Source organism: Streptomyces sp. NPDC003011, assembly GCF_053591515.1.
In genome coordinates, this window is sequence record NZ_JBSFTY010000010.1 from 64,598 (window position 1) to 89,448 (window position 24,851).

Below are 24,851 nucleotides of genomic sequence, written 5' to 3' on the forward strand. Positions count from 1 at the left end.
CCCATCCTTTCCAGCGACGCGGGCGCAACGGACGGTAAACTGCGGACATGTGATGGTCAGCAAGCGACAGCCCAGGCGGTCTCCACGCGTCGGACGCAGCGGGCAGGCCGTTCAGGCCGCGGTTCCGCTGTACGGTTTCCAGCCCCCGGTCGGCACTCCGTACGGCCTTGAGGTGAGCACCGTCGAGGACTTCTTCGCCGAGCACGACGACTGGCCGTGGAATCCGCCCCGTCCGGGCCGCGCCACTTTCCACTACCTGATCCTCGTCACCGAGGGTGAGCTGCTCCACGATGTCGACCACGTCACGCGGACCGTTGCCCGCGGCCAGTGGCTGTGGGTGCGTCCCGGGCACGCGCAGTGCTGGCATCCGCCGGGCGCCGCCCGCGGCCCGTTCATCCTGTTCGAGCCCGGCGTGCTGACGTCCGACGCCGCCCGCCTGCTGGCCCCGCTCACCGCGCACGAGGCCCCTGCCGTTCTCAGCCCGCACCCCGATGACGCGGCCTGGCTGAGCCAGACGGCGCTCCAGCTCCTGGACGAGCACCGTGCACTGGGGCGCCGCCGGCTCGATGTCCACCACGCCCTGCGGCGCAGCCTGCTCGAATCGCTGTTGCTGCGCCTTGCCAATTCCCCGGATGTCACCTCCACCGGCGCGTTGGCGGGCGGCACGGGCCGCAGGGTCACGTACGCACGGTTCGTGGACGCCCTGGAGCTGCACTTCCGGGAACTGCACCGGGCCGCGGACTATGCCGGGCTGCTCGGCTGTTCGGTCCGTACCCTCAGCCGCGCGGCCCGGGACGCCACCGGCAAGGGGGTGCGTGAGGTCATCGACGAGCGGCGGCTGCTCGAAGCCCGGCGCCTGCTGGGAGGGGGCGGTTGGGACGCCCGGACTGTGGCCGTCCATCTCGGGTTCACCGATCCCGCGAACTTCGGCCGCTTCTTCCGTGGCCACACCGGTCTCACCCCGGCCGCCTTCGCGGCCCGCGAAGCCAGGACCGGCATGTGAGGCGGGCGCGGCACAAGCGGGCATCCCCACGGCCGCCACGGCCGCCACGGCCTTGATCGCGTCCGGAGCAGGGGGCCGGGCCGGGCCGGCGGCCTCCTTGACGGCCTTGCTCACCGGTCGGTCCTTTTACCTTTTACCTGAGCACGCTGGTACCCGGGGGCGTTGCTTCGGGTCTCCCGGTCAGGAAGCGATCTCTTCCGTCACGGTCTGGGAGAACGCCCAGTTGGAGTGCGCGATGCGCCACTGGTTGTCGATGAGGCGGTAACCGTGGGTGGCGTTCCAGGCGCGCAGCTGCTTGTCCTTGCCGTTCTCGTCGAGAACGTAGGTGTTCAGGTTGTACGCCAGGACAGCGAAGTCACCGCTGTCGCTGACGTGAACCTGCGGGTTGAGGTACTCGTTGCGCACGATGTGCGGGTTGGAGTAGATGGAGTCGATCCATGCGATGACCTTGTCCCGGCCGACCAGGATGTTCTCGAGGATCGGGTCGACATAGCTGACCTCGTCGGCGAACGCGTCGAGGTAGCCGCGGTTGTCGCCGACGCTCCACCGCTCGTTGAAGGACTTCTCCAGTTCCAGGATGGTCCTGCTGATTTCTTCCTTGTTGACGCCCATGACAGTCTCCGTTTCGTGCGTGCCGCCGCCAGCCGGCTCCGGCCGGCGCGGATGGGTGTGATTCTCAGTCGTCGAGCAGCACCACGTGCTTGCCCGGCGTCGTGCCGGCCTCGACATCGGCCTGGGCATCGCGAACCTGCTCCAGGCCGTGGTGGACCTTCGCGACCGGGGCCTTGAGCCGCCCGGTGGAGATGGCTCGCAATTGCTGCTGGAACACCTGCGCGGGCAGGTCGGTGGCCCCGCCCGCGTAGCTGGTCAGCCGCACCCCACTGGGGATCATGAACGGGGTGAAGTCGGGGATCGTCCACTGGCCCGCCAGGGCTCCGGTGAAGCAGACGGTGCCGTGTCGGCGGACGGTGCGGAAGGTGTCGGCGAGGACCGAGCAGCCCACCAGTTCCAGTACGGCGTCGACGCCGTCCGGCATCAGCTCGCGCACCTGGTCGGCGATGGCGCCATCGTCGACCAGAGGATGGTCGACGCCCACGGCCCGCAGTTCCCCGGCCCTCGCCGGGCTGCGGGTGGTGGACAGCACGGTGGCTCCGAGGTCCTTCGCGATCGTGGCCGCGCTCAGCCCCACCGTGGAGGTGCCGCCGCGGATCAGCAGCGTCTGGCCGGCCTTGAGGTCCAGGCCGGTGGTCAGCGATCCGTAGGCGGTCTGGAACATCTCCGGCAGCGCGCCGGCCACTTCCCACGGGAGGCCCGTCTCGAACGGGATGACCTGTCCCGCGGGGACGGTCACGTACTGCGCGTACGAGCCGTCGAAGGACCGGCCCATGCCGCCCATCATGGTCGCCACCTGCTGCCCCGGGCACAGCCCGTTGTCCTCGTCGGCCTGGTCGACCACGCCGACGGCCTCGATGCCGGGGATCCGCGGGTAGGTGACCTCCGGGTCCGACTCGCCCTTGCGGGTGGTGACCTCGGACTCGTTGACGCCGAACGCCTTCACCTTGATGCGCACCCATCCGGGCTGCGGCTCGGGCATCGGCACCGTGGTGACCTGAAGGGCATCCAGGCCGCCGGGCTGAGAGACGACGACCGCTCGCATCGTCGCAGAGGCGGCGCCTGCGGATGCTGCACGTTTGTCCATGCCAGTTCCTTGCTCATCGTGTACGGCCCGCAGGTTCGCCATTCGGCATTCGCCATGCTGCGGCCCCGGGGCGAGGTGGTCGCCGCAGCACCTCTCGATCTTCCGTCGACATCCGGCGAATCGCTCAGTCGGTTGCGGACATCTGGTTGTCAATGGGGGACACCGGGTGAAGCCCCCGCGATCGCAGGGCTTCACTGGGCCCCTCATCCCGGGACAGAACAGCTGGGGAAGCGCTGAGCGCCCGGCCCGTCACCCGTTCGCTTCGGCCGGAACCGTTGTGGAGTGGTTCGGCCAGGAGGGACGGACCCGAGGCGTCCTGGTCAGGCCACCGGACGGCGAGAACGGGACGAGGGGCCTGTCACCGGTGCTGTGCCGTGCCCAGCTCATCGGTGTACCGGCGGAGGGTGTCCTCGGCCGTGGGGACGGGGCCGAACAGCTGCTCCTGGCGGCGGGTGTCGGCGACGTAGCGTCCGGTCTCGAACCAGCCGAACATCGCGGCCATGTCCTTGACCACCGGGTTGAAGCGGCCGACGACGGCTCCTGCGGCGCGGACGACGACGGTGGGGACGGCCCACACCTTGATCTTCTTTCCGGCCCGGCGGCCCATCAGGTCGGCCACCTCGCGCATGCTGACCGGACGGTCCCAGCCGATGTCGATGCGCTCACCGTCGGCAGCCTGGGCGTCGACGGCGGCTGCCAGGTACGCCGCGAGATCGGAGGTGCGGACGAAGGTCAGCGGGACGGTGGCCTTGGCCATCCAGATCAGGCGCCCCTTGTCGAGCGGGTTGCCCGCCATGGTTGCGATCTGGTCGAGGAAGGCACCCGGGCGCAGGGCGACGAAGGGGACGCCGAGCTGTTCGAGCTTGTCCTCGGCGACCTTCTTGTGCCAGAAGTGCGGGACGTGGGGCGTCTGGTCGCTGGTGAGGATGCTGGTCAGGACGAACCGCCGGATGCCGGTGCGGTGGGCGGCCTCGGCGAGGTTGGCGTTGCCGATGGTGTCGATGTCGTTGGCGTTCTTGCCACCGCGGGTGTAGCCGGCGGCGGTGGTGATGACGGCGTCGGCGCCGTTCATCGCGGCGACGAGCGAGTCGACGTCGAGCATGTCGCCGCGGGCGATCTCGACACCCCGCTTTTCGAGCCTGCTCGCGTCGGTGGCCGGCCGGACCAGGGCGCGGACGTTCTTGCCGCGCTTGAGCAGTTCGTCGACGACCTTGCCGCCGAGGGAGCCGGTCGCGCCGACGACGAGGACGGGTGAGGTGGTGGTCATGAGGGTCTCACTTTCCATCAGATCAGTGGTGGGGGGGTGGGGGGGGATGGGCTGGGCGGGGCAGGGGTGGCGCGTACGTGGGTGCCGTCGGCCCGGGGCGCTCAAGCTGGGCGGCGCGCCACATCCGCCGGCTCGGCTCACCGGGCTATTTCCGAGACCGGGGTGCAGGCCGAGGGGAGTTACTCAGACTCTTCCCGCGGTAGCGCGCGGCTGTTGAGCGCGTCGGCGATGGCGTAGGCGGTGCGGACGAAGGACTCCGCCTGCTGCGCCGACAGGTCCCGTGCGGAGGTCTCCTCCAGGGCCCGCCACATCTCCGCCAGGGGCTCGCGCATCGCCCGGCCCTTGTCGGCGAGGTGGACGACCATGACGCGCCGGTCGTGTTCGGCCGGCTCACGGACGAGCAGACCGGCGTCCTGCATGCGGCGCAGGGACTTGGAGACGGTGGACTGGTCCAGGCCGACGCTGTCGAGCAGCTCGGACCGGGTCTGGCCGTCCCGGTCGAGGAGTTGCATCAGCAGCAGTTCCTGTCCGAGGTGCAGGTCCTTCTCACGGAGCATGGCGGCGGCGGAGGCGCGGTGAGCGCGCGCGAGCTGGAAGATCGCGTAGCTCATCGGTCCTGTGCCGGCAGTCGTGGGGATGCGGGGTTCGGGGGTGGGCATGGTTCGGTTCCTCAGGCGGTGTGTGGGGTGGTAGTCGGTGCAGCCGGCCGCTCCGCCGCCGTAGAAGGTCGCCGGATCGGGGGTGTTCAGCGGCGCACCGGCGCGCGCGGAGCCGTTCGACGAGGTCCGGGCTGGCGGTCAGAAGGAGCTTGCCCGCACGTGCCCGGCGTCGCTGACCTGCTGGGCCGTGGCCGCCTGGTCGAGCGGACAGGCAGTGACGCTGGTGACGAGCTTGCCGGCTCTGGGAGCGTGCGACTCAAGCCGCTCACTGGGTGGGGAGTCAGCCGAAGAACTTCTCCAGTTCGGCTGCCAGGGCCTCCGGCTGCTCCTCCGCGATGAAGTGGCCGCTGTCCTCGATGCCGCTGTAGCGGATGTCGTTGGCCTTGCCTTCCATCATGGGCCGCATGAAGTCGGCGCCCTGACGGGCGATAGCCAAGGCGGGCATCTCCAGTGGGGGATATGAGTCGTTGTCGGCCACATCCTGGTGGAAGGTGTGGAATACGCCGAAGCCCGCGGTCAGCGCCTCGGGTGTGTCGTAGGCCTGGGTGTAGATGGCCCGGCTCTCCTCGCTGATCCGTTCCGGGTGGAGCGCGAGGTGTTCGGCCGACCAGTCGATCACGTGTCGGAACCGCCCCGCGAGAAGCTTGGCGGGCAGTCCCTCGACCTGGCTCAACGGGTATGTCCACAGGTTCAGATCACCGGGCCCGGGGAACGGCTTGGCGAAGTCCTGGAACATCTGCGAGAAGGGTGCGCCTTCCCACAGGGCGAGCTTCTTGGTGGCCTGCGGATGGTTGGCGGCGAAGCTGTAGGCGACCATCGCACCGATGTCACCACCGGCGATGTTCACCTGCTCGTGGCCCAGGCCGCGGACCAGTTCATAGATGTCCTTGGCCATGTTCTTCTTGTCGTAGCCGCCCTCGGGCTTGTCCGACTCTCCCTGACCGCGGTAGTCCACGGCGATGACGCGGAAGCGTTTGGCCAAGGGGGTCATGATCTTGTGGAGGCCGTGCCAGGTGCGCGGAAACCCGTCCATGAGGACCAGCGGCTCGCCTTCGCCGCCGATGACGTAGTGGAGCCGGGTGCCGTTCACGTCGGCATAACGGTCTTCGAATCCTTCAAGCATGTGTGGCTCCTGATCGGGCTGATCATTTCTGCGGTGGGAGCTCCCGCTGTGCGGGGCGGCACATGCGGGAGGGGTGGTGCACCTGCGGGGCCTACTGCTGGGACGGGCAGTGGAAAGAGGTGGAGCACCCGCTCGTGGTGTCGCTGACCGGCGACCGTCGCAAACCGCAACGGCGCTATGCGGTTGCTGCCGCTGCTGGACAAGGTCCCGGCCGTGGCCGGCGCCGTCGGCCCGGGATCACCCACCGCCACGTCCAACGCCTAGCTCCGTGAGATGACGTTGTCAGGACCTCTTGAGCCAGCGTTGCAGCGCCTCGGGCACGTTCGTCGGATGCGAGCTGAAGCTCAACCGGATGCCGGGCTGGAGGTCGATGAGCACGTTGACGATCCGTTCGAACAGGACGGTGTACTCCGGGACATTCTTGATGCCGCCGCCGATGAGCACCACCCCGAACGAGCGCCCGTCGAACAGCCGGCGCAGCTCGGCCTCGGCCTCGTCGGGGTCCAGGCTGACATAGCCCTCCTCGCCGTCGATGCCTGTGGCCTGGAGCGCAGCCCAGCTGCGCTTCCTCATGGCGACCAGCTCCTCGAGCGTCGCGACCCCCGGCGGAAAATCGTCCGGCGAAAGCGCATCGGAGGTGATGCCGAGGGTCAGCACGCGTTGATTGATCGGAGGCTTCACTTGAGAGTTCTTGTGGGACATGGGGTCGTTCCTCCAAGGCGATATGGCCCCCTCTGATGGCACACCCATGGGGTCTCCTCAGTTCTGCGGGGGAAGTTCAAGAGAAAGTGTGGCTGACCACATGAATAACGTAGCAGCAATCGTGTGGCTAGCCAAGTATTGATGGACGCGGGGGTGGAGGTGGCCACCTCGGCTCGCTTCGGGGGGCGTGGACCACGTGCGTGGCCGACCGCGTAAACGTACGCGGCGACCGCCAGGGTGTCCGTGCCGCGGATCGCCCAGAATCGCGTCATCACCGTGGGCAGAACAAGGGCGGTGTGGGTGCGCGGCGTGGATGTACGTCATGGCGGTGCGGGGGAGAGAGGCCGAAGAGGCGGATGGCCTCGTCCAGGATGCGGTCCACGCGCAGGCGGCCGGCCTGGTGGCCGTGGGCGCACGGTGTCCGACGACGGCACGTTCCCCGTAGACCTGCCCCCTGCGGCTGACGCCGGCTCCCGCGTCGGCACCCCGGCGGACGACCCCGGGAAGCTCGCTTCCGGCTGACCGGCCCCGAGCGCAGACGGTCGGAGCGGCGGCAGGGCACCCGACACCCACCCACCTGCCCGGCCGGTGCATGCCTCGCCACGCTGGGGGAACCCACCGCCTGCGGTATGCGGCGGCTGGTGGGAGTCTGAACATCATGGGCAAGAGTGCGCTGATCGTCATCGACATGATCAACACCTACGATCACAAGGACGCCGACCTGCTGATCCCTTCAGCGGAGTCGGTGGTCCCGGTGGTGGCGGGCCTGCTGGACCGGGCCCGCGACAACGACGTGACCGTGATCTACGTCAACGACAACTTCGGCGAGTGGCGCTCGCACCACGGCGAACTCCTCCAGGAAGCCCTGTCCGGACCGCACAGGAGACTGGTGGAGCCCCTCAAGCCCCATGACTCCTCGCTCTTTGTCGTCAAGGCCCGCCACTCGATCTTCTTCGAGACCCCTCTGGCGTACCTGCTCCAGCAGCAGGACATCGACCACCTCGTCCTGTGCGGCCAGGTCACGGAACAGTGCATCCTCTACTCCTGCCTCGACGCCCACATCCGCCACTTCGACGTCACCGTCCCGCGCGACGCCGTCGCCCGGATCCACCCGGACCTCGCGGACGCCGCCCTGCGCATGATGGAACGCAACATGGGGGCGCGGGTGTGCGAGAGCGGCGACCTGTGGCCGCCGTCGGAGGCGGGGAGCGGGCGGCACTAGCGCTGGATTCCTCATTCCCTGGGTATAAGTGCTGGTGGCGGGGCGGGCCGGGTACTCGGGGCGGGTGCTGGACGGTGGTGTTACGGGCGCGGCCGAGCTGTGACGAGAACGTGCAACGGGTCGTGCGTCGACTGTCGCGAGCGCACAAAGCGCCGCACGACTTGGTGCTGCGGGCTCGGATGGCTGGGGTACCGATGGCTGGCCGGCGCGGACGCACGGGCCAGCCGGGCCGGGCGGACGCCGAACTGGGATCTCCCCGTCGGCGACGGCCAAGACCACATGCGCACCGCACGAGTGCGGACAACGCCACCGCGGAGAGTCTGAACCGGCCCCCCGTTCCACCACTGTGCGTCCAGGCCGTAGTACGCCTCTACGAGGCCTCCGGTCACCGCGGCGACGGTGTCCGTGTCACCGCCGAGGACGATCGCCGCGCGTATCGCGTCTTGGGAGGGACCGTTGTCGCCGCATGCGGGCCTTCTCGCGCGGCCATGTGAGTAGGGACCGGTTATGGCCGCAGCGGCTCGTACGCGGAGCCGCCCGTCGGCACCAGGCCGGTGGGCACGGCCGCGATCGTGCCGGCAGGCGCCGCGCTGCGGGCAGGGAACTGGTCAGGGAACTTGCTCTTGGGACCGAGAGCGAGCGCGAGCGCGGACGCCCAGGGCCGGGGGACCTGCTCACCCGGCGGGGTCGGTCAGATCGACCAGCTCGGTCGAGTCGGCCAAGTCGCCCGACGGCAACGGCGAGTTGTTCGTTGGCATGGCGGTGTGGTCGGAGTCGGTCCGCGGTGCTGGGATCGTGATGGCGCGGTGTGCGTCCGTGCGGCTCTCGGCCATTTCTGCTGTGGCCTGCGCGGTCAGCGCATTGACTGCGGCGTTGAAGCGTTCCATGGAGGGATGGTCCGGGCCCAGGACGTACTCCTTGAGGACACGGCGGTGCGGCGCCATCGGGTCGTACCGCGGCGCGCGGACCGACCGCAGGATCTCCGGCAGCCGGGCGCAGGCACGGTCGAGCAGATAGGCGCCGCCGGCTGTGGTGTAGGCGGCCCGGAACTCGTCGTCGGGCAGGTCGTGGGCGTTGGTGAGGACGTACGGCTTCAGGCTGGCCACGAAGTCGGCGACCACTGAGGAGACGTCGCTGATGAGGATGTCCGCCTGGTTGAAGCACTCGTACAAGGCCGGCAGTCGCCCGGAGATCACGTTGTGTCGAACGGGGCCGCGGCTGTCCCAGAAGACGCGGTGCCACTCGGTGTGGAGGGCGTGCCACTCCGCCTCGTCGTCGCCGTCGGGGATACGCGCGTTGCCGGTCTGCTGGGCGTGGTCGCCTCCGTGCCGCCCCGCCATTTCGTCGAGCCGGGCCTCGATCTCCTTCAGGCGCGGCTCGGCGACGGCGATCACGGGTTCGGCCCGCTCGGCGCCCCGCCGCTCGTTGTCCGCGCTCAGCATCTCCCGGATGGCCTGGTCCGCGACGGCCGCCTCGGCTGAACGCCGGCCGGTGAGCGGGTGCGGCTTGTAGATGACGCGTATGTTCTGCGCGAGGAGCTTTTCCACCAGGGTGACGCCCATGGGGATCAGGGATGTGTGACAGTCGTCGTCGCTCCAGCCTTCCCAGGTGGGTGCGTACAGGACGACGGGCAGCGGGCCCGGAGTGCGGTCGGCGTCCAGGCGGATCGGGGTCAACTGAGGACGGCCCACCTCGACGATGGCCTCGTCGCTGATGGCGTGGCGCACTCGCTGGTAGCGGTCGCGGCCGGCCCGTCCGGCCACCCAGATCTCGTCGTACACCTTGCTGACACGGTTGCTGCTGGCGAGCTTGTCGCTGTCGCCGTGACCGATGAAGACGTGCTTGGCCTCGGCGATCCGCAGCATGTGCACGTTCTTGCCGGCGTTGCCGGGGTAGAGGACGACTCGCACGTCGGTCAGGTCCAGCTGGGCCAGGTCGTCGGCCTTGGGCACGCAGACCACGGGAATCGACGTACGGCTCAGATGCCGGAACGAGGCTTGCTCACGAAGAATGATCACCGGGCGCCGGTCAAGGCGTTCCAGCGTCTCGACCCACATGTTGACCTGGTACATGAAGTCCCGGGACACCGCGGCGAAACTGAAGTACAGCGCCACCTCGGGCCGGTACCGGGCCAGTTGGCGGTTGACCTCGGCGATCACGTCCTGCGGCTCCGGCATCCGGCGGGCCCTGCGCAAGTGCACGAGCAGCCCCAGCACCGCCGCCGTGGCCAGCGCGGCTGTCAGCACGTAGCCGACGACCGCCAGGCGCCAAGATCCGGCTGCCAGCGCGGCGAGGAGTCCGACGTGGGCGGGCAGGTCGAGGTGGAGCAGCTTGCGCAGGAAGCGCTGGTAGAGGAGGGCGGGCGGGCTCTGCGCGATGCCCGCCGCGCTCATGTCAAGATTACGCACTGCCGTCGGCAGCGTCCGCCGTCGGCGAATGGCGTGGTGCACCGCCGAGTACAGCATCACCAGCGTGAAGTGGGCGCTGAAGACGGCCAGTCCGGTGGCCAGCACGGTGTCCGGTGCACTCATCCTGTCGGCCAGGGCGAGCAGCATCAGTGTCCTGACGGCGAACCGCAGAGTGCGGTCGAGCTGCATCGCCGTCAGTCGGCGGACGAAAGCGGGATCCCGGTGATGCAGCGCCTCATCCGCGAGATAGCTGATGGCTGAAGCGGCGGCAAAGCCCCACAGGGACGGCATCAACGCCAAGACGGGCAGCGAGGCGAAGCTCGCGCCGAACAGGAGGACGAGCAGAAGGCTGCCCGCCCCGCGCACCCGTAGGGCATCAGACAGCCAACGGATCATCATGGGCACGGTTCCCCCTGGAGTGCATACGGCAGCGACGCCCATTCGACTGGAGCAAGGGGTGAAAGGTTGTACACCTGATGGCCACGAAGAATTCACTCTGGATGTAGACGGTGATGCCCAATGTGGTCTGGCGAGGCCTGAGTTGACGTTTTGAGGTGTGGTCAGGCCGCTGCGTGGCGTGGCGTGGCGGGGTGCGGACGGTTCGGCGGTGACGGTCCGTTGGTTGCGGCGAAGACGGCAGTACGGCATCCCCAGCTCGCTGTCGATGGGCACCGTGGTGTGGTGAAGCGACGACATGTTCTCCGCCATGCGTGCCACCCTCAACGCGGACACGGGACTGGCCCACCTGCGAGCCCACGAAGCCGGCAATGCGGTCGCCACCCAACGCGCTACGCGCCCACGACGTGCTGGAGTACGCCACGACGGGCGGTGCATGGGCTCTCGGCCTGGACCGCCTCATCCGCTCCATCACGCCGGTCAGGCGGGCGGACCTGGTGATGCTGCGTACCGACAGCGCGGCGATGACACCCACGCACAACCCGGCCGGCGTCCGCCGGAGCGGACGACGGGGCTCTCCCGGCACACCTCCCGGGCTCCCTCAGGAGCGTCACACAGCGCAGAACGGCCATGCTGCCACCGCCGTCGCTGAACGGGCCCGAGAGGATGAGGATGCCCTGCTCGTCCGGTGCCGGTGCCGGTGCGGGGTGCCGGTGCGGCGGCGGATCGCGGAGCGCATGGTGCCGCTGATCGGCCCGGATGCCTGGGCGGTCGATGACGTGTCGTTCCCCAAGGGCGGCCGGATGTCGGTGGTGGTCGCGCACCAGTGCTGCGGAGCTCTGGGCAAGCAGGCCAACTGCCAGGTCGCGGTGAGCGTGCACGCGGTCTCCGACACTGCCTCCTGTCCGCTGCAGTGGCGGTTGTTCGTGCCCAGGAGTGGGCGCACGATGTCGGGCGGCGGAAGAAGACCGCGATGCCGGCTACTGGCAGAACGCCGATTTCCGCGACGGCCTGGACGGCCGGGGCGTCGGATACGTCGTGGCGGTCCGTTCAGACGTGACCGTCCACCCGCATGAGGCTGAGCCGGTCACGCCGTCGTGGTCGGGCAACGGCCGTAAGCCGCCGCATCCCCGCTACCGCGACAAGCCCTCCTCAGTGGCCGCGCCGGCCACCAGCCAGGGACGACAGGCGTTCACCGATGTCACCTGGCGTGAAGGCTCCCGCGGGCCGACGCGCTCACGCTTTCTGGCACTGCGGGTGCGGCCGGCCGGCAGCCGGTCCCGCCGTCTGGCCCAGGCCGCCGCCACCGCGCGGGACAGCTGGTGGGACGGTGTCCTGCCCGAGGTCACGCTGCTGGTCGAATGGCCCGAGAACGCCGAAGCACCCACCGACCACTGGCTGTCCCACCTGCCCGCCGCCACCCCGGCCGGCCGAACTCGTCGGCCTGAGAGAGATCCGCTGGCGCATCGAGCACGACCAGACCACCGCTAACTCAAAGACGGCCTCGGCCTGGACCACTTCGAGGGGCGTTCCTGGACCGGCTGGCACCACCACGTCACCCTGGTCACCATCGACCTGTCCTGGCACAGCAGCTGATCATGGTCGGCGTCATGATGCTCACCGGCAAGGGCACCGCCGGGATCGCGGGCAGCGCGTTCATCGTCCTCGCCAGCACCGTCACCGCGGTCGGCCACATCCCGCTCGCCGCCCTCTGCCTGATCGTAGGCATCGACCACATTCTCGACCGCATCCTCAACGAGGGCCGCGTGTTCACCAACGATCTCGGCAACGCCGTCCCCACCATCGTGATCGGCACGCGGGAGAACGACTTCGACACCGAAGAGGCCCGCAAGGTCCTGCACTCCCGCACCACCACGCCGGCGCAGGGCGAGTGCACGCCCAGCGTCTCCTTCTCGATGACCATCCGGCTCGAAGTCCCGCGGCAGGCAACGCAGTCTCTGAGCTGACGGCCACGATGGCGGCGCTGCGCGGTTCGGTCACCGCCCTCGCCGTCGTCCGCCGACGCCGACCGTCTCGAACGGTCTTTCCCTGAGATTGTCGACGAGGCATGGAGGCGCTGATCAGCTGTGGCGTCTTCTACGGCTCAGCCAGGGACCGCCGATCCATGGATGAACCGTCCTCTCCCGCGCCTGTGCGGGCGCCCCTACGGTCGAGGTCGCGGGCGCTCACCGGCCCGCCGCAACCAAGGAGCGAGACCCCCCATGAAGATCACCGGCAACACGATCCTGATCACCGGCGGAACCTCGGGCATCGGCCTGGGCCTGGCCCTGCGCCTGCACGAGGCCGGCAACAAGGTGATCGTCGCCGGCCGGCGCAAGGAACTCCTCGACGAGATCACCACCGAGCACCCGGGCATCGACGCGCTCTTCCTCGACGTCACGGACCCCGACTCGATCGCCCGGGCCCGGGAGACCGTGGCGGCGAGCCACCCGGGGCTGAACGTCCTGGTCAACAACGCCGGCATCATGCTGCGGGAGAACCTCCTCGACCCGGCCGACCTCCCGGCCGCCGAGGATCACGTCACGGTCAACCTGCTCGGCACGATCCGGATGACGTACGCCTTCCTGCCCCTGCTCGAGGGCAAGGACGACGCGGTCGTCATGAACGTCACCTCCGCATTGGCGTTCGTACCGTACCCGAGCACCCCGACCTACAGCGCGACCAAGGCCGCGCTGCACTCCTTCTCCGAGAGCCTGCGCATCCAGCTCGCCGGTGCTGACGCCGGCGTCCAGGTGATCGAGGTCGCCCCGCCGGGCGTGCGCACGACCCTGCTGGACCAGCAGGACAACGAGCACGCCATGCCGTTGGACGACTTCCTCACCGAGACACTCGACCTGCTGCGCGAGAAGCCCGACGCGAAGGAGCTTGTCGTCGAGGGCGCCAGGTTCATCCGCGACGCGCAGGCCAACGGCTCCTATGACAACGTCCTCGCCGTGATCGCCAGCAGCTGACCGACCTGTAGTGACCGACGAGGAACAACAGCACGCGGGCAGTCCTGTGACCACATCATGGGCGAACGCGAACTGGGCCGCCTCGGGGAGGTCCTCACCGAAGACGCGGAACGGTAAGGAAGCGTCTTCGCCCCGGTCGCCGGACTGAAGGCGACCGGCTGCGTCGCGAGCGCCGACGGCCACGCGAGCGCCGACGGCCACGCGAGCGCCCGGCCGACGAGGCCCGCGGCGGTCGCCAACGCGTCGGACGTCGACGACGGGGGACCGTCGCCGCAGGCCGTCTTCCATACCGGCGGCCTGTGGCGCACCGCCGACGGTCGGCGAATGTCCAGCGGTTCATGCAGGTCAAGGGACCATCGGGCTCTCCTGCCCCGAGCGCCCTCGGCGTCGGTCTCCCGAGCGCTCTCGGCGTCGGTCTCACTCATGGGGCGGCTTCGCGCAGGTGGGAGAGGAGTGCTCAGCCATGGATCGGCGGTCTCTGGATAGCCGGCCTGGATACGGCGAGGATGGGAGCATGGACAAGAAGGAACTGGCGGCTTTCCTGCGCCACCGGCGTGAGACGCTGCGGCCCCGCGACGTCGGGCTGGTCGAGGGGCCGCGCAGGCGTACGCAGGGGCTGCGCCGCGAGGAGGTCGCGCAGCTCGCCGGCATGTCCACCGACTACTACGCCCGGCTGGAACAGCAGCGTGCTCCGCAGCCTTCCGTCCAGATCACTGCGGCTCTCGCCCGGGCGCTGCGGCTGTCCCTGGACGAGCGCGACCATCTCTTCGCGCTCATCGGCCACAACGCCCCGGCCCGCTTCCAGCGCTCCGAACATGTCAGCCCGCCGCTGATGCGAGTCCTGGACCGCCTGGACGACTCCCCGGCCCTGGTGCAGACCGACCTGCTCGACACCCTCGCGATGAACCCCCTGGCCGTCGCACTGCTCGGCGACCAGACCCGCCACACCGGTCTGGCCCGCAGCGGCTACTACCGCTGGTTCATGGACCCGGCCGAGCGTCTGATGGTTCCCGAGGAGGCCCGCGAACGCCACGGCCGTGCCCAGGCAGCGCGCCTGCGGGCCGCGCTGACAGCCGGCAGCGACACCCCCCGGGCCGCCCGGATCCTCGCCGAACTCCAGGAACACAGCCCCGAGTTCGTCCGCATGTGGGAACTCCAGGCGGTCGCCCAACGCTACGACGACTGCAAGACCATCCTCCATCCCGAACTCGGCCGCATCGACGTCGACGCCCAGCTCCTGTTCACCGAGAACCGCGCCCAGACCCTGGTGGTGCTGACCACTCGCCCCGGCACGGAGAGCCACAGCAAGCTCGAACTGCTCTCCGTCATCGGACACCAGCAGCTCACCCCCTGACGTCCTGGGCCGGGAGACGGGTCAGGGCCTGGCGGGGAGGGGCCGAACAAGGTGGAGACCTGTGTGCCGAACCCGGTCAGGGGCGCTGGTGATGCATGCGGGCAGGTGGGCCCCCTGTGCTGTCCGGGCGCCGTGGCCGACCGCCAATTTGACCGGATGCCGCCTCCGTTTTACTCTCGAACGCATACGGAGGCTGCATCCGTTTTGATGTGGCCGCAAGATCACGGCAGGCAGGAGGGCGCATGAGCGCCGGTGAACAGCGGGAACGCAAGCCCCGCGCGGACGTCCAGCGCAACCGCGCTGCCCTCCTGGAGACCGCGCAGCGTCACTTCCTGCAGCACGGGGTCGGCACCTCCCTTGAGGCAGTGGCCAAGGAGGCGGGCGTCGGGCCCGGCACCCTGTACCGGCACTTCCCCACCCGGGAGGCGCTGCTGGCGGCTGTGCTGCAGACGCGCTCCGAGGAGCTGGTGGCCCGTCAGGCGGACATCGAGCAGCTCGACGACCCCGCCGAGGCGCTGGAGCAGTGGCTGCGGGCGATGGAGGACTACTTCAGCGCCTTCAGCGGGCTGCCGGACCCGCTCATGGCCGCGGCCAGGGCGCAGGAGCCGGACAACCCGCTCACGATTCCCTGCGACATCCTCATCTCCGCCACCGATCAGTACGTGCGAGCCGCGCAGCTCGCGGGGCGCGTGCGCGCGTCGGTGCGCGGACACGACCTGTTCCTCGCGGCCTGTTCCGTTGCCTGGATCAAGGGCACCGGCACCGAGGAGGAGCCGCTCGACCGGCTCCGCACGCTCATCGCGAGCGGCTACCGCGAGCGGGACACCCAGGCGTAGACGTCAGGCCCCCGACCCGGCCCCCGCAACACCAGGTGGCACCACCACCCGGCCATCACATCGCGCTGCCCTCAGGGCAGTGCAACCTCTCATAGGACACATCATGAAAATTACAGTCATAGGCGCCGGCGCCATCGGCGGGAACCTCGCTGCCAAGCTCAGCACGGCCGGTCACGACGTCCAGGTGGCCGACGCCCGCGGCCCCGAGTCCGTCCGGGCAGAGGTGCTGGAGTCCGGGGCCCGCGCGGCGGAGCTCGCCGACGCCGTCCAGGACCGGGACGTCATCGTCCTGGCCATCCCCTTCGGGGTGGCGGGGAAGCTGGCCGACCTGTTCGCCTCGGTCCCCGCCGAGACAGTCGTCATCGACACCTCGAACTACTATCCGCACCTCAGCGGGCAGATCGAGGCCGTGGACAACGGCGCAGTCGAGAGCGTGTGGAACGCCGAGCAGCTGGGGCGCCCCGTGGTCAAGGCGTGGAACGCCGCCCTGGCCGAAACCCAGCGGACCCGGGGCGTTCCGGCCGGAACGCCCGGCCGCCTCGCCATCCCCGTCGCCGGCGACTCCGAGGAGGCGCGGCGTGTGGCCATGCAGCTCGTGGACGACACCGGCTTCGACCCCTACGACGCCGGCACACTGGCCGACTCCTGGCGCCAGCAGCCGAACAGCCCCGCCTACTGCACCGAACTGACCCTCGACGAGCTGCCGGCGGCCCTGGCCGCGGCCGACCGCGCCAAGGACGCGGCTATCCGCGACAGCGTGCCGGAACGCCTCGCCACCCTCCCGGCCACGACCACCCTGGAGGACGTCGTCGAGATGAACCGCGCCGCCCACCGCTGAGTCACCCGACAGGGCTCTCGTGCACGCAACGGCACGAGGGCGGCAGCGCCGGCACGCCACGAACACGCAAGACGAACACGAAGAGCGCACAGTTCACCGCGCTGCGACCTGCAGTCCAAGGCGCGTCCCGCCCCCGGCCCTTACGCCGGCTGCCTCCTCGCATGGCCTGCCGTACTGCGCTGCGCGGCGGCCGCCGTGGCGGTGACTGCGCACGATGGAGAGGACCCGCTTTGCCCGGCACCGCATCACCCTTCACCGACATCGCACGCTCCCGGCGCTCCCCCCGGCGGTTCCTGCCCACTGCCCTGTCCCCTTCGGACATCCGCGGCGTGCTGGAAGACGCACAGACGGCCCCCTCGAACAGCAACACCCAGCCGTGGACGGTGCACGTAGTCTCGGGTGCGGCGCGGGACGCCCTGGCCAAAGAGCTGCTCCAGGCAGAGGAGGAGGGACGGACCTCCCCGGATTTCACCGACGGCTACGGCGAGGAGGGCATCTACCTCGAGCGGTCGAAAGCCCTGGGCGCGAGTGTCTACCGGTTCCGGGGCGTCGAGCGCTCGGACCGGGACGGCAGGAGGGCTGTGGTCCGCGAGAACCTGGAGTTCTACGGCGCCCCCCATGCCGCCTTCCTGTTCATGCCGGCCCTCGGCGACGGGGTGCGGACGGCCGGCGACATCGGCATGTACGCGCAGAACTTCCTGCTCTCGCTGGCGGCCCGGGGGCTGGCCGGCATCCCGCAGACGATACTCGGCGTCTACGCCGATACCGTCCGCGAGTTCCTGGGTGTCCCCGCGGAGCTCAAGCTGCTGTTCGGCATTTCCTTCGGCATGGTTGACCCGGCGGCACCGGTGAACACGCTCCGCACGGAGCGGGTTCCGCTGCAGCGGAGCGTGGTCCTGCATGACACCCCGGGAGTCCTCGACAGGCCGTAGTTCCTCCGCCCCCAGGAACGATCCGGCACCTGGTCCCGGGCTGCCGCTCGGCCGGCCCGGGACCGGTGCCCGCGCGGCTATTGGCCATTCGGGGGACGCCTCCGCATTCTGAACAGCTATTTGCGCGGCGGAACTTACGGCTTGTGGGTTACCCAGAGCAGTTCCGCCGGCCAGCGGTGTGCCCAGTCGGGTGGGTCGGTTTCGTTGTAGCCGTTGGGTGTTCCGAGTTCGGGCCGCGGCTCGATGAGGTCGTCGATGATGAGACCCGCGCCGCGCAGGACCTTGACCCAGTCGCCGTAGGTGAGCTGATAGCTGGTCGCGCTGTCGTCTTCGGCGATGGTGTTCAGCCCGAAGTAGTCCTGCTGCAGCGTCGTGGTCACGCGGCTGGCGGCTTCGTCGTAACAAGCTTCGAACCATGGACTGGCGACGTTGAACACCAGGCGCCCACCTCGGTCCAAGACGCGTGCGGCCTGCGGGACGGCCAGGTGCGGGGGCGCCCAGCTGAGCCCACCGAAGTCGCAGAACACCAGGTCGAAGCTGTCGGCGGCGAAGGGGAGTTGTTCGGCGGCGCCTTGCACTAGGGGGTAGCGGGCAGCTCCCATCGCGCGGGCCGCTGCGGCGAGTTGGGCTTCGGACAGGTCGAGCCCGACCACGGTGGCGCCCTCGGCGGCGAGCGCCCTGGACCACTGGCCGGCGCCGCAGCCGAGTTCGAGGACGCGCTTGCCGGTGACGTCGCCCAGGGCGTGCAGGTGCGAGTCGGGGATGGAGTACATGCCCCACAGCCGGGGTGTGGCGCCGATTTGCGGGTCATGCTTGTGCTGGTAGGTGCTGCTGATCCGGTTCCAGAGCCGCCGGTTGGCGGGGATGCTGTCCACGTGCCGACTCCAGCACTGCCTGCCGGGGGCGGTCAACACGATTAGGGCACTGGCCGCCCTCGCCTCGGTCCGGCCCTGGCTCGGCCCATGATCCGCCGGACGAGCCCTAACGCCGTCGCGTCCGGCAACTGCTCGCTTCCGGCTGCGATCTCCGGGACGACGCGAGTAGGTCCGTGCCCCGCCGTGAGCGCAACAGGGTGCGCCCGGCCTCCACCGAGACAAGGGCACGCCACCCGTCCCATTTCGGTTATGCGCTGTTGAACTGTCCGCGGGATAGCATCCGGCGCCATGTCGATCACGGGATGGCGAGTGCACTTCACTTGCCGGGAGGTGGCGCTGCCACGCGAAGTGACGCCGTTCATGCGGGAGTTCGGCGCGCTCTTCGCCGGACTCGGTGGATGGTTGGACGAGCGGGGTGTGCCAGAGGGGCAGCCGTTCCTCGCGACAGCCTCTGAATGCGCTGGATCCGATAGCTGGAGTCTCTCAACGCCGGTTTGCCCGCCGGGGCTCAGGATGCCCGCGGACCGCCCGATCAGCCGTTGAGTGCGGCGGAGGGTGCGTCCCCGTTCTGGGCCTGTCGGGCCCGCTTGGCAAGCACCGTGGCCAGGTCCCGGACTCTGTCCTCGTCGATGCCGCCCTTGCCCGCGGAAGCCGCCTGGGTCCACAGCAGCGTCGTGCCGACCCGGGTCTGGGTCACGGCGCCGGGCTCGCCGAGGAAGCCGGAGGAACCGAATCGAGCGTCGCGCTCGTCACCGATCGGGCCGATATCGAACGTCTTGGGCCTCTGTCCCGCCATGTTGCCGTAGTAGCCGTCCCAGAGCACGTCGTACGCCGCTCGGGCGGCCTGTTCGCTGTCGTAGGCGATGATCAGAAAGGTGACGGTGGCGGCGTTGTCGTTGTGCTGGAAGCTCGAGGCGCCGTAGAAGCGGGAGTTCTCGCAGCCCGCGTTGCCTTTGCTGGGGCAGGCTTGCGAACGGTAGTGCTTGTCTATCGCAACGACTGTGGGTCGAGCGGACTCCGTCCAGCCCGTCATGGCCTCGCCGTCCGGCAACGTCTTCCGTGCTTGTTCCTTCGTGAGCGCCACCGCCTTGCCGTTCCCGCTGTCGCTCTCCGCGCCCCCGCCACAGCCGACCAGCAGCAGTGCCGCCGCGATCGCCACGTGCCATCGATAGTTCCTCATAGCCATGCCACCACCCCTCAAGCGGTGATCTTACGCGGACCGACTTCGCACAGAAGGCGCCGCCCGTGCGGTGTCAGTCCTGCTGCCGAGGGGGTGGTCGCCCGCTCCTGCCAGACCTGGGAGGCGGCCTTGCGCGGGCCGGGGTTCCCACGTGCCTTCTGGCGGGTCTGGGCAGTCGACCGGGCAACGTTCATCGCGGCGGGCGGTCAGCGCCGCGACGGTTCCGCCGAGTTCGCGGTGCCGGCGGATCGCCGCCGGACGCGGCAGCAGGTCCACGTCCAGGTCCCGTTTCACGGTGTCGGTGTCGGTGTCGGAGTCGGAGTCCACGATCTCGCGGTTCTCCGGGAACGCGATACGCACATCGTTGACGGCCGGCAGCGTGTGCGGGCGCGGCCCAGGCCAGTGGACTACGACTCGCCCCACGCCTCACCGGCCCGCGCACCCTGGTTGAAGCCTGCGGTCGTCGAGGAGACTCGGGGCGCCGCAGCTGACCCCGGGAGACTTCGCACCGTGGGGAAGGATCGGCAACTACCGAGAGAAGAGCCAGATCGACTCCGGTGTCCTCGCCCTGCTGGCCCGGTTCCTGGAGCGGCAGTCGCAGTGCCAGGCCGAGATGGCCGGCACCCTCGCCCGAGGCGCCGGAGTGGATCCGACGCCGACCTGCGCTCCACCCTCGCCGCCGGCGTCGCCCTCACCGCGTACCAGACCGCGCTGCACCGCTGGGTGGACAGCGGCGGCACCAAGGCCATGGACGAGCTGGTCGACCAGCCTTCGCAATGATCGCCCCGGCGCTTGACCTCAGCACAGACCCGAACTGAACCTGCCCGCGGCCCGGCAGGCGTCGATCCCGCTGCCGAGGCCGAGCGGATCCAGCCGCTGCACCTTCAACTCAACCGGTGTCCGCCGGCAGCTGAGCCAGGGCCGCCGCCCGGATCTGGGGGAACGCGGCCGTCATGTCCGTGCCGCGCCGTGAGCACAGCGGCACCCGCCCGCCCGCGTACACGGCGAGCATCGGTTCCGGCAGTGTCCACGTCACAGCCCATCCCTTCCGCCCAGCCCGCCCGTCGGCGAACCGAGTGCGAGTGCGCGTACGCGTGTCGTACGGTCTGGCGTCGCGGTCGCTCACCGTCCGCAGCGGATCTCACCGAACCCGGCGGTGCCGTCGGTACGGCCGAGAGATCTGAGCCGCTACCGGGAATCAGGCGGCGACGAGCTCCTGCTCGCGGTCCGGCGTTTTGACCTTGGGCTTCTTGTTCGGCAGCGAGAGCCGGAAGACCTTGTGCCACGCGGAGAACACCTGCTTGGGCAGCGGCCCGGTGACGTATTCCAGCTCGTACTTCTCGAACAGCGCGCGCACCTTCACCGCGACCTCGGCGTACCGGTTGCTCGGCAGGTCCGGGAACAGGTGGTGCTCGATCTGGTGCGACAGGTTGCCGGTCATGAAGTGCATGGCCTTGCTGCCGCTGATGTTCGCCGAGCCCATCATCTGGCGCAGGTACCACTGGCCGCGCGTCTCGTCCTTGATCGACCGGCGCTCGAAGACCTGTACGCCCTCGGGGAAGTGGCCACACATGATCACCGAGTGGGTCCAGATGTTGCGGACCAGGTTCGCGGTGAACGTGGCGGCGAGCGTGTGGAGGAACGACGGGCCCGACAGCAGCGGGTGGATCACGTAGTCCTTGAGCACCTGCTTGCGGATCTTGCGGCCCACGGCCTTGGCCCGCGCGCGGAACTCCGGGTTCTTGCGGCGGCGCTTGTGCAGGTTCTTGCCGAGCTCCAGGTCGTACGCTGCGATGCCGTACTCGAAGAAGCAGGCGTTGAGGAAGTTCCACAGCGGCTGGCCGAGGTGGAACGGGTGCCACTTCTGGTCCTCGTCGACGCGCATGATGCCGTAGCCGAGGTCGTTGTCCTTGCCGATCACGTTGGTGTACGTGTGGTGCAGCTCGTTGTGCGAGTGCTTCCACTGCTCGGACGGCGAGACGTGATCCCATTCCCAGGTGGTGGAGTGGATCTTCGGGTCCCGCATCCAGTCCCACTGGCCGTGCAGGATGTTGTGGCCGATCTCCATGTTGTCCATGATCTTCGCCACGGACAGCCCGGCGGTGCCGAGCAGCCACGCGGGCGGGAAGATCGAGAACAGCAGCACGCCCCTGCTGACCAGCTCGAGCTTGCGCTGCGCCGAGATGACCTTACGGATATAGGCGGCGTCTTTCTCGCCGCGGCCGGCGATCACCTCGTCGCGGATCGCGTCCAGCTCGCGGCCCAGCTCCTCGATCTGCTCCGCGGTCAGGTGGGCGGTGGGGTCGATGGCGGTCAAGGTGTTCCTACCGTTCGATGTCGCAGGGACCCGCCGCGGCGGACACGCAGGTCTGGATGAGGACGCCCGGCTCGGCCTCGGTGATCTTGCCGGTGCGCAGGTCGCGGACGGCGCCCGCCTTGAGCGGCGTGACGCAGCCGAAGCAGATGCCCATGCGGCACCCGGAGGGCATGAGCACGCCGGCCTCCTCGCCGATGTCCAGCAACGGCGTGGCGCCGTCCGCGTCGACGGTCTTGCCGGTGACGCTGAACGTGACCTCGCCGCCGTCGCCGGCGACGACGATGCTGGGGCGGAAGCGTTCGGTGTGCAGGCGCTCTGGGACGCCGTGCTCGGTCCAGTGCTCTTCGGCGGCGTCGAGCAGGCCCGCGGGCCCGCAGGCCCAGGTCTCGCGCTCGGCCCAGTCGGGCACGAGTTCGTCGAGACGGGCGATGTCGAGCATGCCGTCCGTGTCGGTGTGCACCTCGGTGAGCCGCAGCTTCTTGTCCGCGACCAGGTCGTGCAGTTCGCTGCGGAAGATCACGTCTTGCGGCTGTGGCGCGCAGTGGACCATGACGACGTCGTCGAGCTCGATGTCGCGCAGCATGCCCATCACGGGCGTGATGCCGCTGCCGGCCGTCAAGTAGAGCACCTTGGCGGGCTTGGCCTGCGGCAGCACGAAGTCACCGGTCGGCTGGTCGAGCTGGATCAGTGTGCCCGGTTTCGCCCTGCGGACCAGGTGGTTGCTGACCTTGCCGTCCGGGATCGCCTTCACGGTGATCGTGAGGCGGCCGTCCTGGCGGTTGGTCGGCGAGGTGATGGAGTAGGCACGCCACAGGCGCACCCCGTCGACGTCGACCCCGATCCGCACGTACTGACCGGCTGTGTGGCCGCGCCAGCCCCGTCCCGGCCTGATCACGATGGTCGCGGCGTCACCCGTCTCGGGGTGTACGGCCTCGATGCGCCCACGCAGGTCAGCGCCCGCACGCAGCGGGCTGACCAGGTCGAGGTAGTCCGACGGCAGCAGCGGCGTCGTGACCATCTCCAGCAGTTTCCACGCCCTGCTGCGCAGGGCTGTACTCGTCATGACTCCAGCTTGCTGCGCTTCAGGGCGTAAAGTCCTGACCGCAGGATGTGAATCTGGTCGGCTGAATTGTTCGCAGGGAACAACACATGGGGCACGCAATCCGGAGGGCCAGCGAACTGGCCCTGGATGAGACGACGGTCACCGCACTTCGGGCCGCGCTGAAAACCACCGCCGACGAGGTCGTCCAGGCGATCATCGACGAGGTCCCTTCCTACGCCAACGCCCTTTCGGGCCGCATGGGCGGCACCATCCGCCGAGCCGTCCGTACCGCCCTGGGGCACTACCTGGACCTCGCGAGCGGGAACGCCACAGGCGGCGACGCCGGTGACGCGGCCTACGAGTTGGGCCGCGGCGAGGTGCGCGACGGCCGTTCGATGGACGCCCTGCTCAGCGCCTACCGCGTCGGCGCCCGCGTGGCCTGGCGATGCCTGGCAGCGGGTGCCGTACCCGCAGGTCTGCCCGCCGCCGAGGTCGCCAAGTTCGCCGAGCTGACCTTCGCCTACATCGACGAGCTCTCCGCCGCGAGCGCCGCGGGCCACGCCGACGAACTGGCCGCCCGGGGCAGGGCCCACGAGCGCCACCTGGAACACCTGGCCCGCGACCTCCTCGCCGGTGCGAGCCCGGACGTGCTGCTGGCCTCCGCTCAACGGGCCGGGTGGCAGCCTCCGGTTTCGCTAACCGCGGTCCTGCTGCCCGCCGCCCAGGCCCGGCCTGCCTACCGCACGCTCGACCAGAGCACCCTCGTCCTCGACGATCTGCCGGACGCCACCGGTGTGCTGCTCGTCCCCGATGCCGACCGATCACATCTCATGCGGCAGCTGACCGACCGCACCGCCGTGGTCGGCCCGGCCCGGCCATGGACTCGTGCGTCCGCCTCGTACGCACGAGCCGTACGCGCGCGCTCCCTCTCCTCTGATATTCGCGACACCGAGGACCACCTGCCCGAGCTGGTGCTGAGCGCCGACGCGGACGCGTTCGCAGACCTGCGTGCCCGAGCCCTCGCACCGTTGGGGACCTTGCCTGTCGCGACCGCACGGCGGCTGGAGGAGACGTTGCGGGCGTGGCTGCTGCACCAGGGCAGGCGGGACGAGGTGGCGGCGGCGTTGTTCGTCCATCCCCAGACAGTCCGGTACCGGATGTCGCAGTTGCGGGAGCTGTTTCCGGATCTCGCATCGCCACACCGGGTCCTTGAACTGACGCTGGCGGTCGGTCTTCGGGTCAGCTGACGCGTACGTCGACCGTCCACGACCCCCCCCGTCCGTGAGCGGTCCAGGAATCGTGCCTCGTTCTCGGTGCCGTCAGCTGTGGATCCGGTGGACGATGCGCACCGGCCCGCTCGTCGACGCGCTCATCGAGCATCTGGTCGGTATCTGGTCCGCTATGCGCTGGAGAACGGCTCTCATGTCGTGGTGGAGAGGGCTGTTCTGGCACGAGCTGACCCACGGGCGCGCGGCGGGCTGCAGCTGGGTGACCGGCGGGGCGGCCAGGCCGGGTCACCAGGGGCGGGGGACGGGCCGGTCGCGCCGGGGACCACCGTGGTTCTGCGATGGCCCTGTGCCTCCCTTCCGACAGGGCAGCGGGACGACCGACCGGGCCGGCCTGGCACACCGGGCGAGGGATGATAGGGATGCAATAACGGACGTGAGGTCAGGGAGCTTCCATGGCGAAGAGGGTGCACCGGCCCCGTGAGGACGCGGAGTTCAATTTCATCCTCGGGATGAGCGGAGTTCCGGTCCTCGCATACTTCACCGGGACGTGGCCCAAGGCAATCGAGCCCTGCCGGGTGATGGACCTCGTCGTGGGTGGCATCGCCGACGACTACACGGGCCGCCTGACGGCCGTCCGCGCCGACATCACGCGTTGTCCGGCCGCAACCGAGCGATACGGGATCACCGGAGCCCCGTCCTGCGTGCTGCTGAAGGAGGGAGAGGCGGTGGTGCACGGCACGGGGCTTATGACCATCGCCGAGGTACGGGAGTTCCTGGACGGCCACCTCTGAGCGTGC

The 24,851-nt window shown here is 69.4% G+C and carries 23 protein-coding genes and 2 pseudogenes; 12 read left to right on the forward strand and 13 right to left on the reverse strand.

Annotated features, from left to right (window positions below; all coding sequences use genetic code 11):
* The first annotated feature begins 172 nt into the window (after positions 1-172).
* The gene (locus tag ACWD0J_RS07705) at positions 173-1,003 is read left to right on the forward strand and encodes a helix-turn-helix domain-containing protein (RefSeq protein ID WP_451494850.1); all 831 of its coding nucleotides are present in this window, start codon (positions 173-175) and stop codon (positions 1,001-1,003) included.
* A 180-nt stretch (positions 1,004-1,183) separates the two neighbouring features.
* Here the strand turns inward: ACWD0J_RS07705 and ACWD0J_RS07710 are convergent, their stop codons facing one another.
* The 6 genes from ACWD0J_RS07710 to ACWD0J_RS07735 all read right to left on the reverse strand — a co-directional run bounded on the left by ACWD0J_RS07710 (position 1,184) and on the right by ACWD0J_RS07735 (position 6,453).
* On the reverse strand, positions 1,184-1,615 hold the full coding sequence (locus tag ACWD0J_RS07710; protein WP_451494851.1) for a YybH family protein: 432 nt from the start codon (positions 1,613-1,615) through the stop codon (positions 1,184-1,186).
* 64 nt (positions 1,616-1,679) lie between these two features.
* Positions 1,680-2,660 carry an alcohol dehydrogenase catalytic domain-containing protein gene (locus ACWD0J_RS07715; RefSeq protein WP_451494916.1) on the reverse strand — a complete coding sequence of 327 codons (981 nt, stop codon included), beginning with the start codon at positions 2,658-2,660 and terminating at the stop codon, positions 1,680-1,682.
* Positions 2,661-3,060: 400 nt separating this feature from the next.
* Complete coding sequence (locus ACWD0J_RS07720) at positions 3,061-3,969, reverse strand: SDR family oxidoreductase (RefSeq protein ID WP_451494852.1); 909 nt, start codon at positions 3,967-3,969, stop codon at positions 3,061-3,063.
* 179 nt (positions 3,970-4,148) lie between these two features.
* Positions 4,149-4,628: a MarR family winged helix-turn-helix transcriptional regulator gene (locus ACWD0J_RS07725; RefSeq protein ID WP_451494853.1), complete on the reverse strand. Its 480-nt coding sequence runs from the start codon at positions 4,626-4,628 to the stop codon at positions 4,149-4,151.
* A 280-nt stretch (positions 4,629-4,908) separates the two neighbouring features.
* Positions 4,909-5,751, reverse strand: a complete 843-nt coding sequence (locus ACWD0J_RS07730) for an alpha/beta fold hydrolase (protein WP_451494854.1) — start codon at positions 5,749-5,751, stop codon at positions 4,909-4,911.
* 282 nt (positions 5,752-6,033) lie between these two features.
* A complete protein-coding gene (locus ACWD0J_RS07735) occupies positions 6,034-6,453 on the reverse strand; it encodes a hypothetical protein (protein ID WP_451185996.1) in 420 nt (139 codons plus the stop codon).
* A 658-nt stretch (positions 6,454-7,111) separates the two neighbouring features.
* On the opposite strand from ACWD0J_RS07735, the gene ACWD0J_RS07740 reads away from it, so the two are divergent.
* The gene (locus tag ACWD0J_RS07740) at positions 7,112-7,675 is read left to right on the forward strand and encodes a cysteine hydrolase family protein (protein ID WP_451494855.1); all 564 of its coding nucleotides are present in this window, start codon (positions 7,112-7,114) and stop codon (positions 7,673-7,675) included.
* Positions 7,676-8,022: 347 nt separating this feature from the next.
* On the opposite strand, the pseudogene ACWD0J_RS07745 reads toward ACWD0J_RS07740, so the two are convergent.
* Positions 8,023-8,121 (reverse strand): annotated as a pseudogene (locus ACWD0J_RS07745) (ADP-ribosylglycohydrolase family protein); the annotation flags it as partial.
* A gap of 228 nt (positions 8,122-8,349) precedes the next feature.
* Complete coding sequence (locus ACWD0J_RS07750) at positions 8,350-10,482, reverse strand: hypothetical protein (RefSeq protein ID WP_451494856.1); 2,133 nt, start codon at positions 10,480-10,482, stop codon at positions 8,350-8,352.
* 704 nt (positions 10,483-11,186) lie between these two features.
* Here ACWD0J_RS07750 and ACWD0J_RS07755 point away from each other — a divergent pair.
* From ACWD0J_RS07755 to ACWD0J_RS07785, 7 genes and pseudogenes are all read left to right on the forward strand, one after another.
* Positions 11,187-12,075 (forward strand): annotated as a pseudogene (locus ACWD0J_RS07755) (IS701 family transposase); the annotation flags it as partial.
* Positions 12,072-12,446, forward strand: a complete 375-nt coding sequence (locus tag ACWD0J_RS07760) for a cation:dicarboxylate symporter family transporter (RefSeq protein WP_451494917.1) — start codon at positions 12,072-12,074, stop codon at positions 12,444-12,446. The pseudogene ACWD0J_RS07755 and the gene ACWD0J_RS07760, both read left to right, overlap by 4 nt.
* A gap of 255 nt (positions 12,447-12,701) precedes the next feature.
* Positions 12,702-13,451: an SDR family oxidoreductase gene (locus tag ACWD0J_RS07765; RefSeq protein ID WP_451494857.1), complete on the forward strand. Its 750-nt coding sequence runs from the start codon at positions 12,702-12,704 to the stop codon at positions 13,449-13,451.
* Between the two features lie 514 nt (positions 13,452-13,965).
* The gene (locus ACWD0J_RS07770) at positions 13,966-14,805 is read left to right on the forward strand and encodes a helix-turn-helix transcriptional regulator (RefSeq protein ID WP_451494858.1); all 840 of its coding nucleotides are present in this window, start codon (positions 13,966-13,968) and stop codon (positions 14,803-14,805) included.
* A gap of 242 nt (positions 14,806-15,047) precedes the next feature.
* Positions 15,048-15,641 carry a TetR/AcrR family transcriptional regulator gene (locus ACWD0J_RS07775; RefSeq protein WP_451494859.1) on the forward strand — a complete coding sequence of 198 codons (594 nt, stop codon included), beginning with the start codon at positions 15,048-15,050 and terminating at the stop codon, positions 15,639-15,641.
* A 103-nt stretch (positions 15,642-15,744) separates the two neighbouring features.
* Positions 15,745-16,479, forward strand: a complete 735-nt coding sequence (locus ACWD0J_RS07780; protein WP_451494860.1) for an NADPH-dependent F420 reductase — start codon at positions 15,745-15,747, stop codon at positions 16,477-16,479.
* Between the two features lie 230 nt (positions 16,480-16,709).
* Positions 16,710-17,411, forward strand: a complete 702-nt coding sequence (locus ACWD0J_RS07785; RefSeq protein ID WP_451494861.1) for a nitroreductase — start codon at positions 16,710-16,712, stop codon at positions 17,409-17,411.
* Positions 17,412-17,545: 134 nt separating this feature from the next.
* Here ACWD0J_RS07785 and ACWD0J_RS07790 read toward each other — a convergent pair whose 3' ends face one another.
* Positions 17,546-18,286: a class I SAM-dependent methyltransferase gene (locus ACWD0J_RS07790; protein ID WP_451494862.1), complete on the reverse strand. Its 741-nt coding sequence runs from the start codon at positions 18,284-18,286 to the stop codon at positions 17,546-17,548.
* Between the two features lie 532 nt (positions 18,287-18,818).
* The gene (locus ACWD0J_RS07795) at positions 18,819-19,445 is read right to left on the reverse strand and encodes a hypothetical protein (RefSeq protein ID WP_451494863.1); all 627 of its coding nucleotides are present in this window, start codon (positions 19,443-19,445) and stop codon (positions 18,819-18,821) included.
* Positions 19,446-20,066: 621 nt separating this feature from the next.
* Here ACWD0J_RS07795 and ACWD0J_RS07800 point away from each other — a divergent pair.
* Positions 20,067-20,246, forward strand: a complete 180-nt coding sequence (locus ACWD0J_RS07800) for a hypothetical protein (RefSeq protein ID WP_451494864.1) — start codon at positions 20,067-20,069, stop codon at positions 20,244-20,246.
* A gap of 109 nt (positions 20,247-20,355) precedes the next feature.
* On the opposite strand, the gene ACWD0J_RS07805 is transcribed toward ACWD0J_RS07800, so the two are convergent.
* From ACWD0J_RS07805 to ACWD0J_RS07815, 3 genes are all read right to left on the reverse strand, one after another.
* On the reverse strand, positions 20,356-20,502 hold the full coding sequence (locus tag ACWD0J_RS07805; protein ID WP_451494865.1) for a hypothetical protein: 147 nt from the start codon (positions 20,500-20,502) through the stop codon (positions 20,356-20,358).
* A gap of 162 nt (positions 20,503-20,664) precedes the next feature.
* Positions 20,665-21,783, reverse strand: coding sequence for a fatty acid desaturase family protein (locus ACWD0J_RS07810; protein ID WP_451494866.1), 1,119 nt, complete (start codon positions 21,781-21,783; stop codon positions 20,665-20,667).
* Between the two features lie 7 nt (positions 21,784-21,790).
* The gene (locus ACWD0J_RS07815; protein WP_451494867.1) at positions 21,791-22,846 is read right to left on the reverse strand and encodes a ferredoxin reductase; all 1,056 of its coding nucleotides are present in this window, start codon (positions 22,844-22,846) and stop codon (positions 21,791-21,793) included.
* A gap of 86 nt (positions 22,847-22,932) precedes the next feature.
* On the opposite strand from ACWD0J_RS07815, the gene ACWD0J_RS07820 reads away from it, so the two are divergent.
* Positions 22,933-24,072: a PucR family transcriptional regulator gene (locus ACWD0J_RS07820; protein ID WP_451494868.1), complete on the forward strand. Its 1,140-nt coding sequence runs from the start codon at positions 22,933-22,935 to the stop codon at positions 24,070-24,072.
* Positions 24,073-24,506: 434 nt separating this feature from the next.
* Positions 24,507-24,845, forward strand: a complete 339-nt coding sequence (locus ACWD0J_RS07825; RefSeq protein ID WP_451494869.1) for a thioredoxin family protein — start codon at positions 24,507-24,509, stop codon at positions 24,843-24,845.
* The last annotated feature ends 6 nt before the right edge of the window (positions 24,846-24,851 follow it).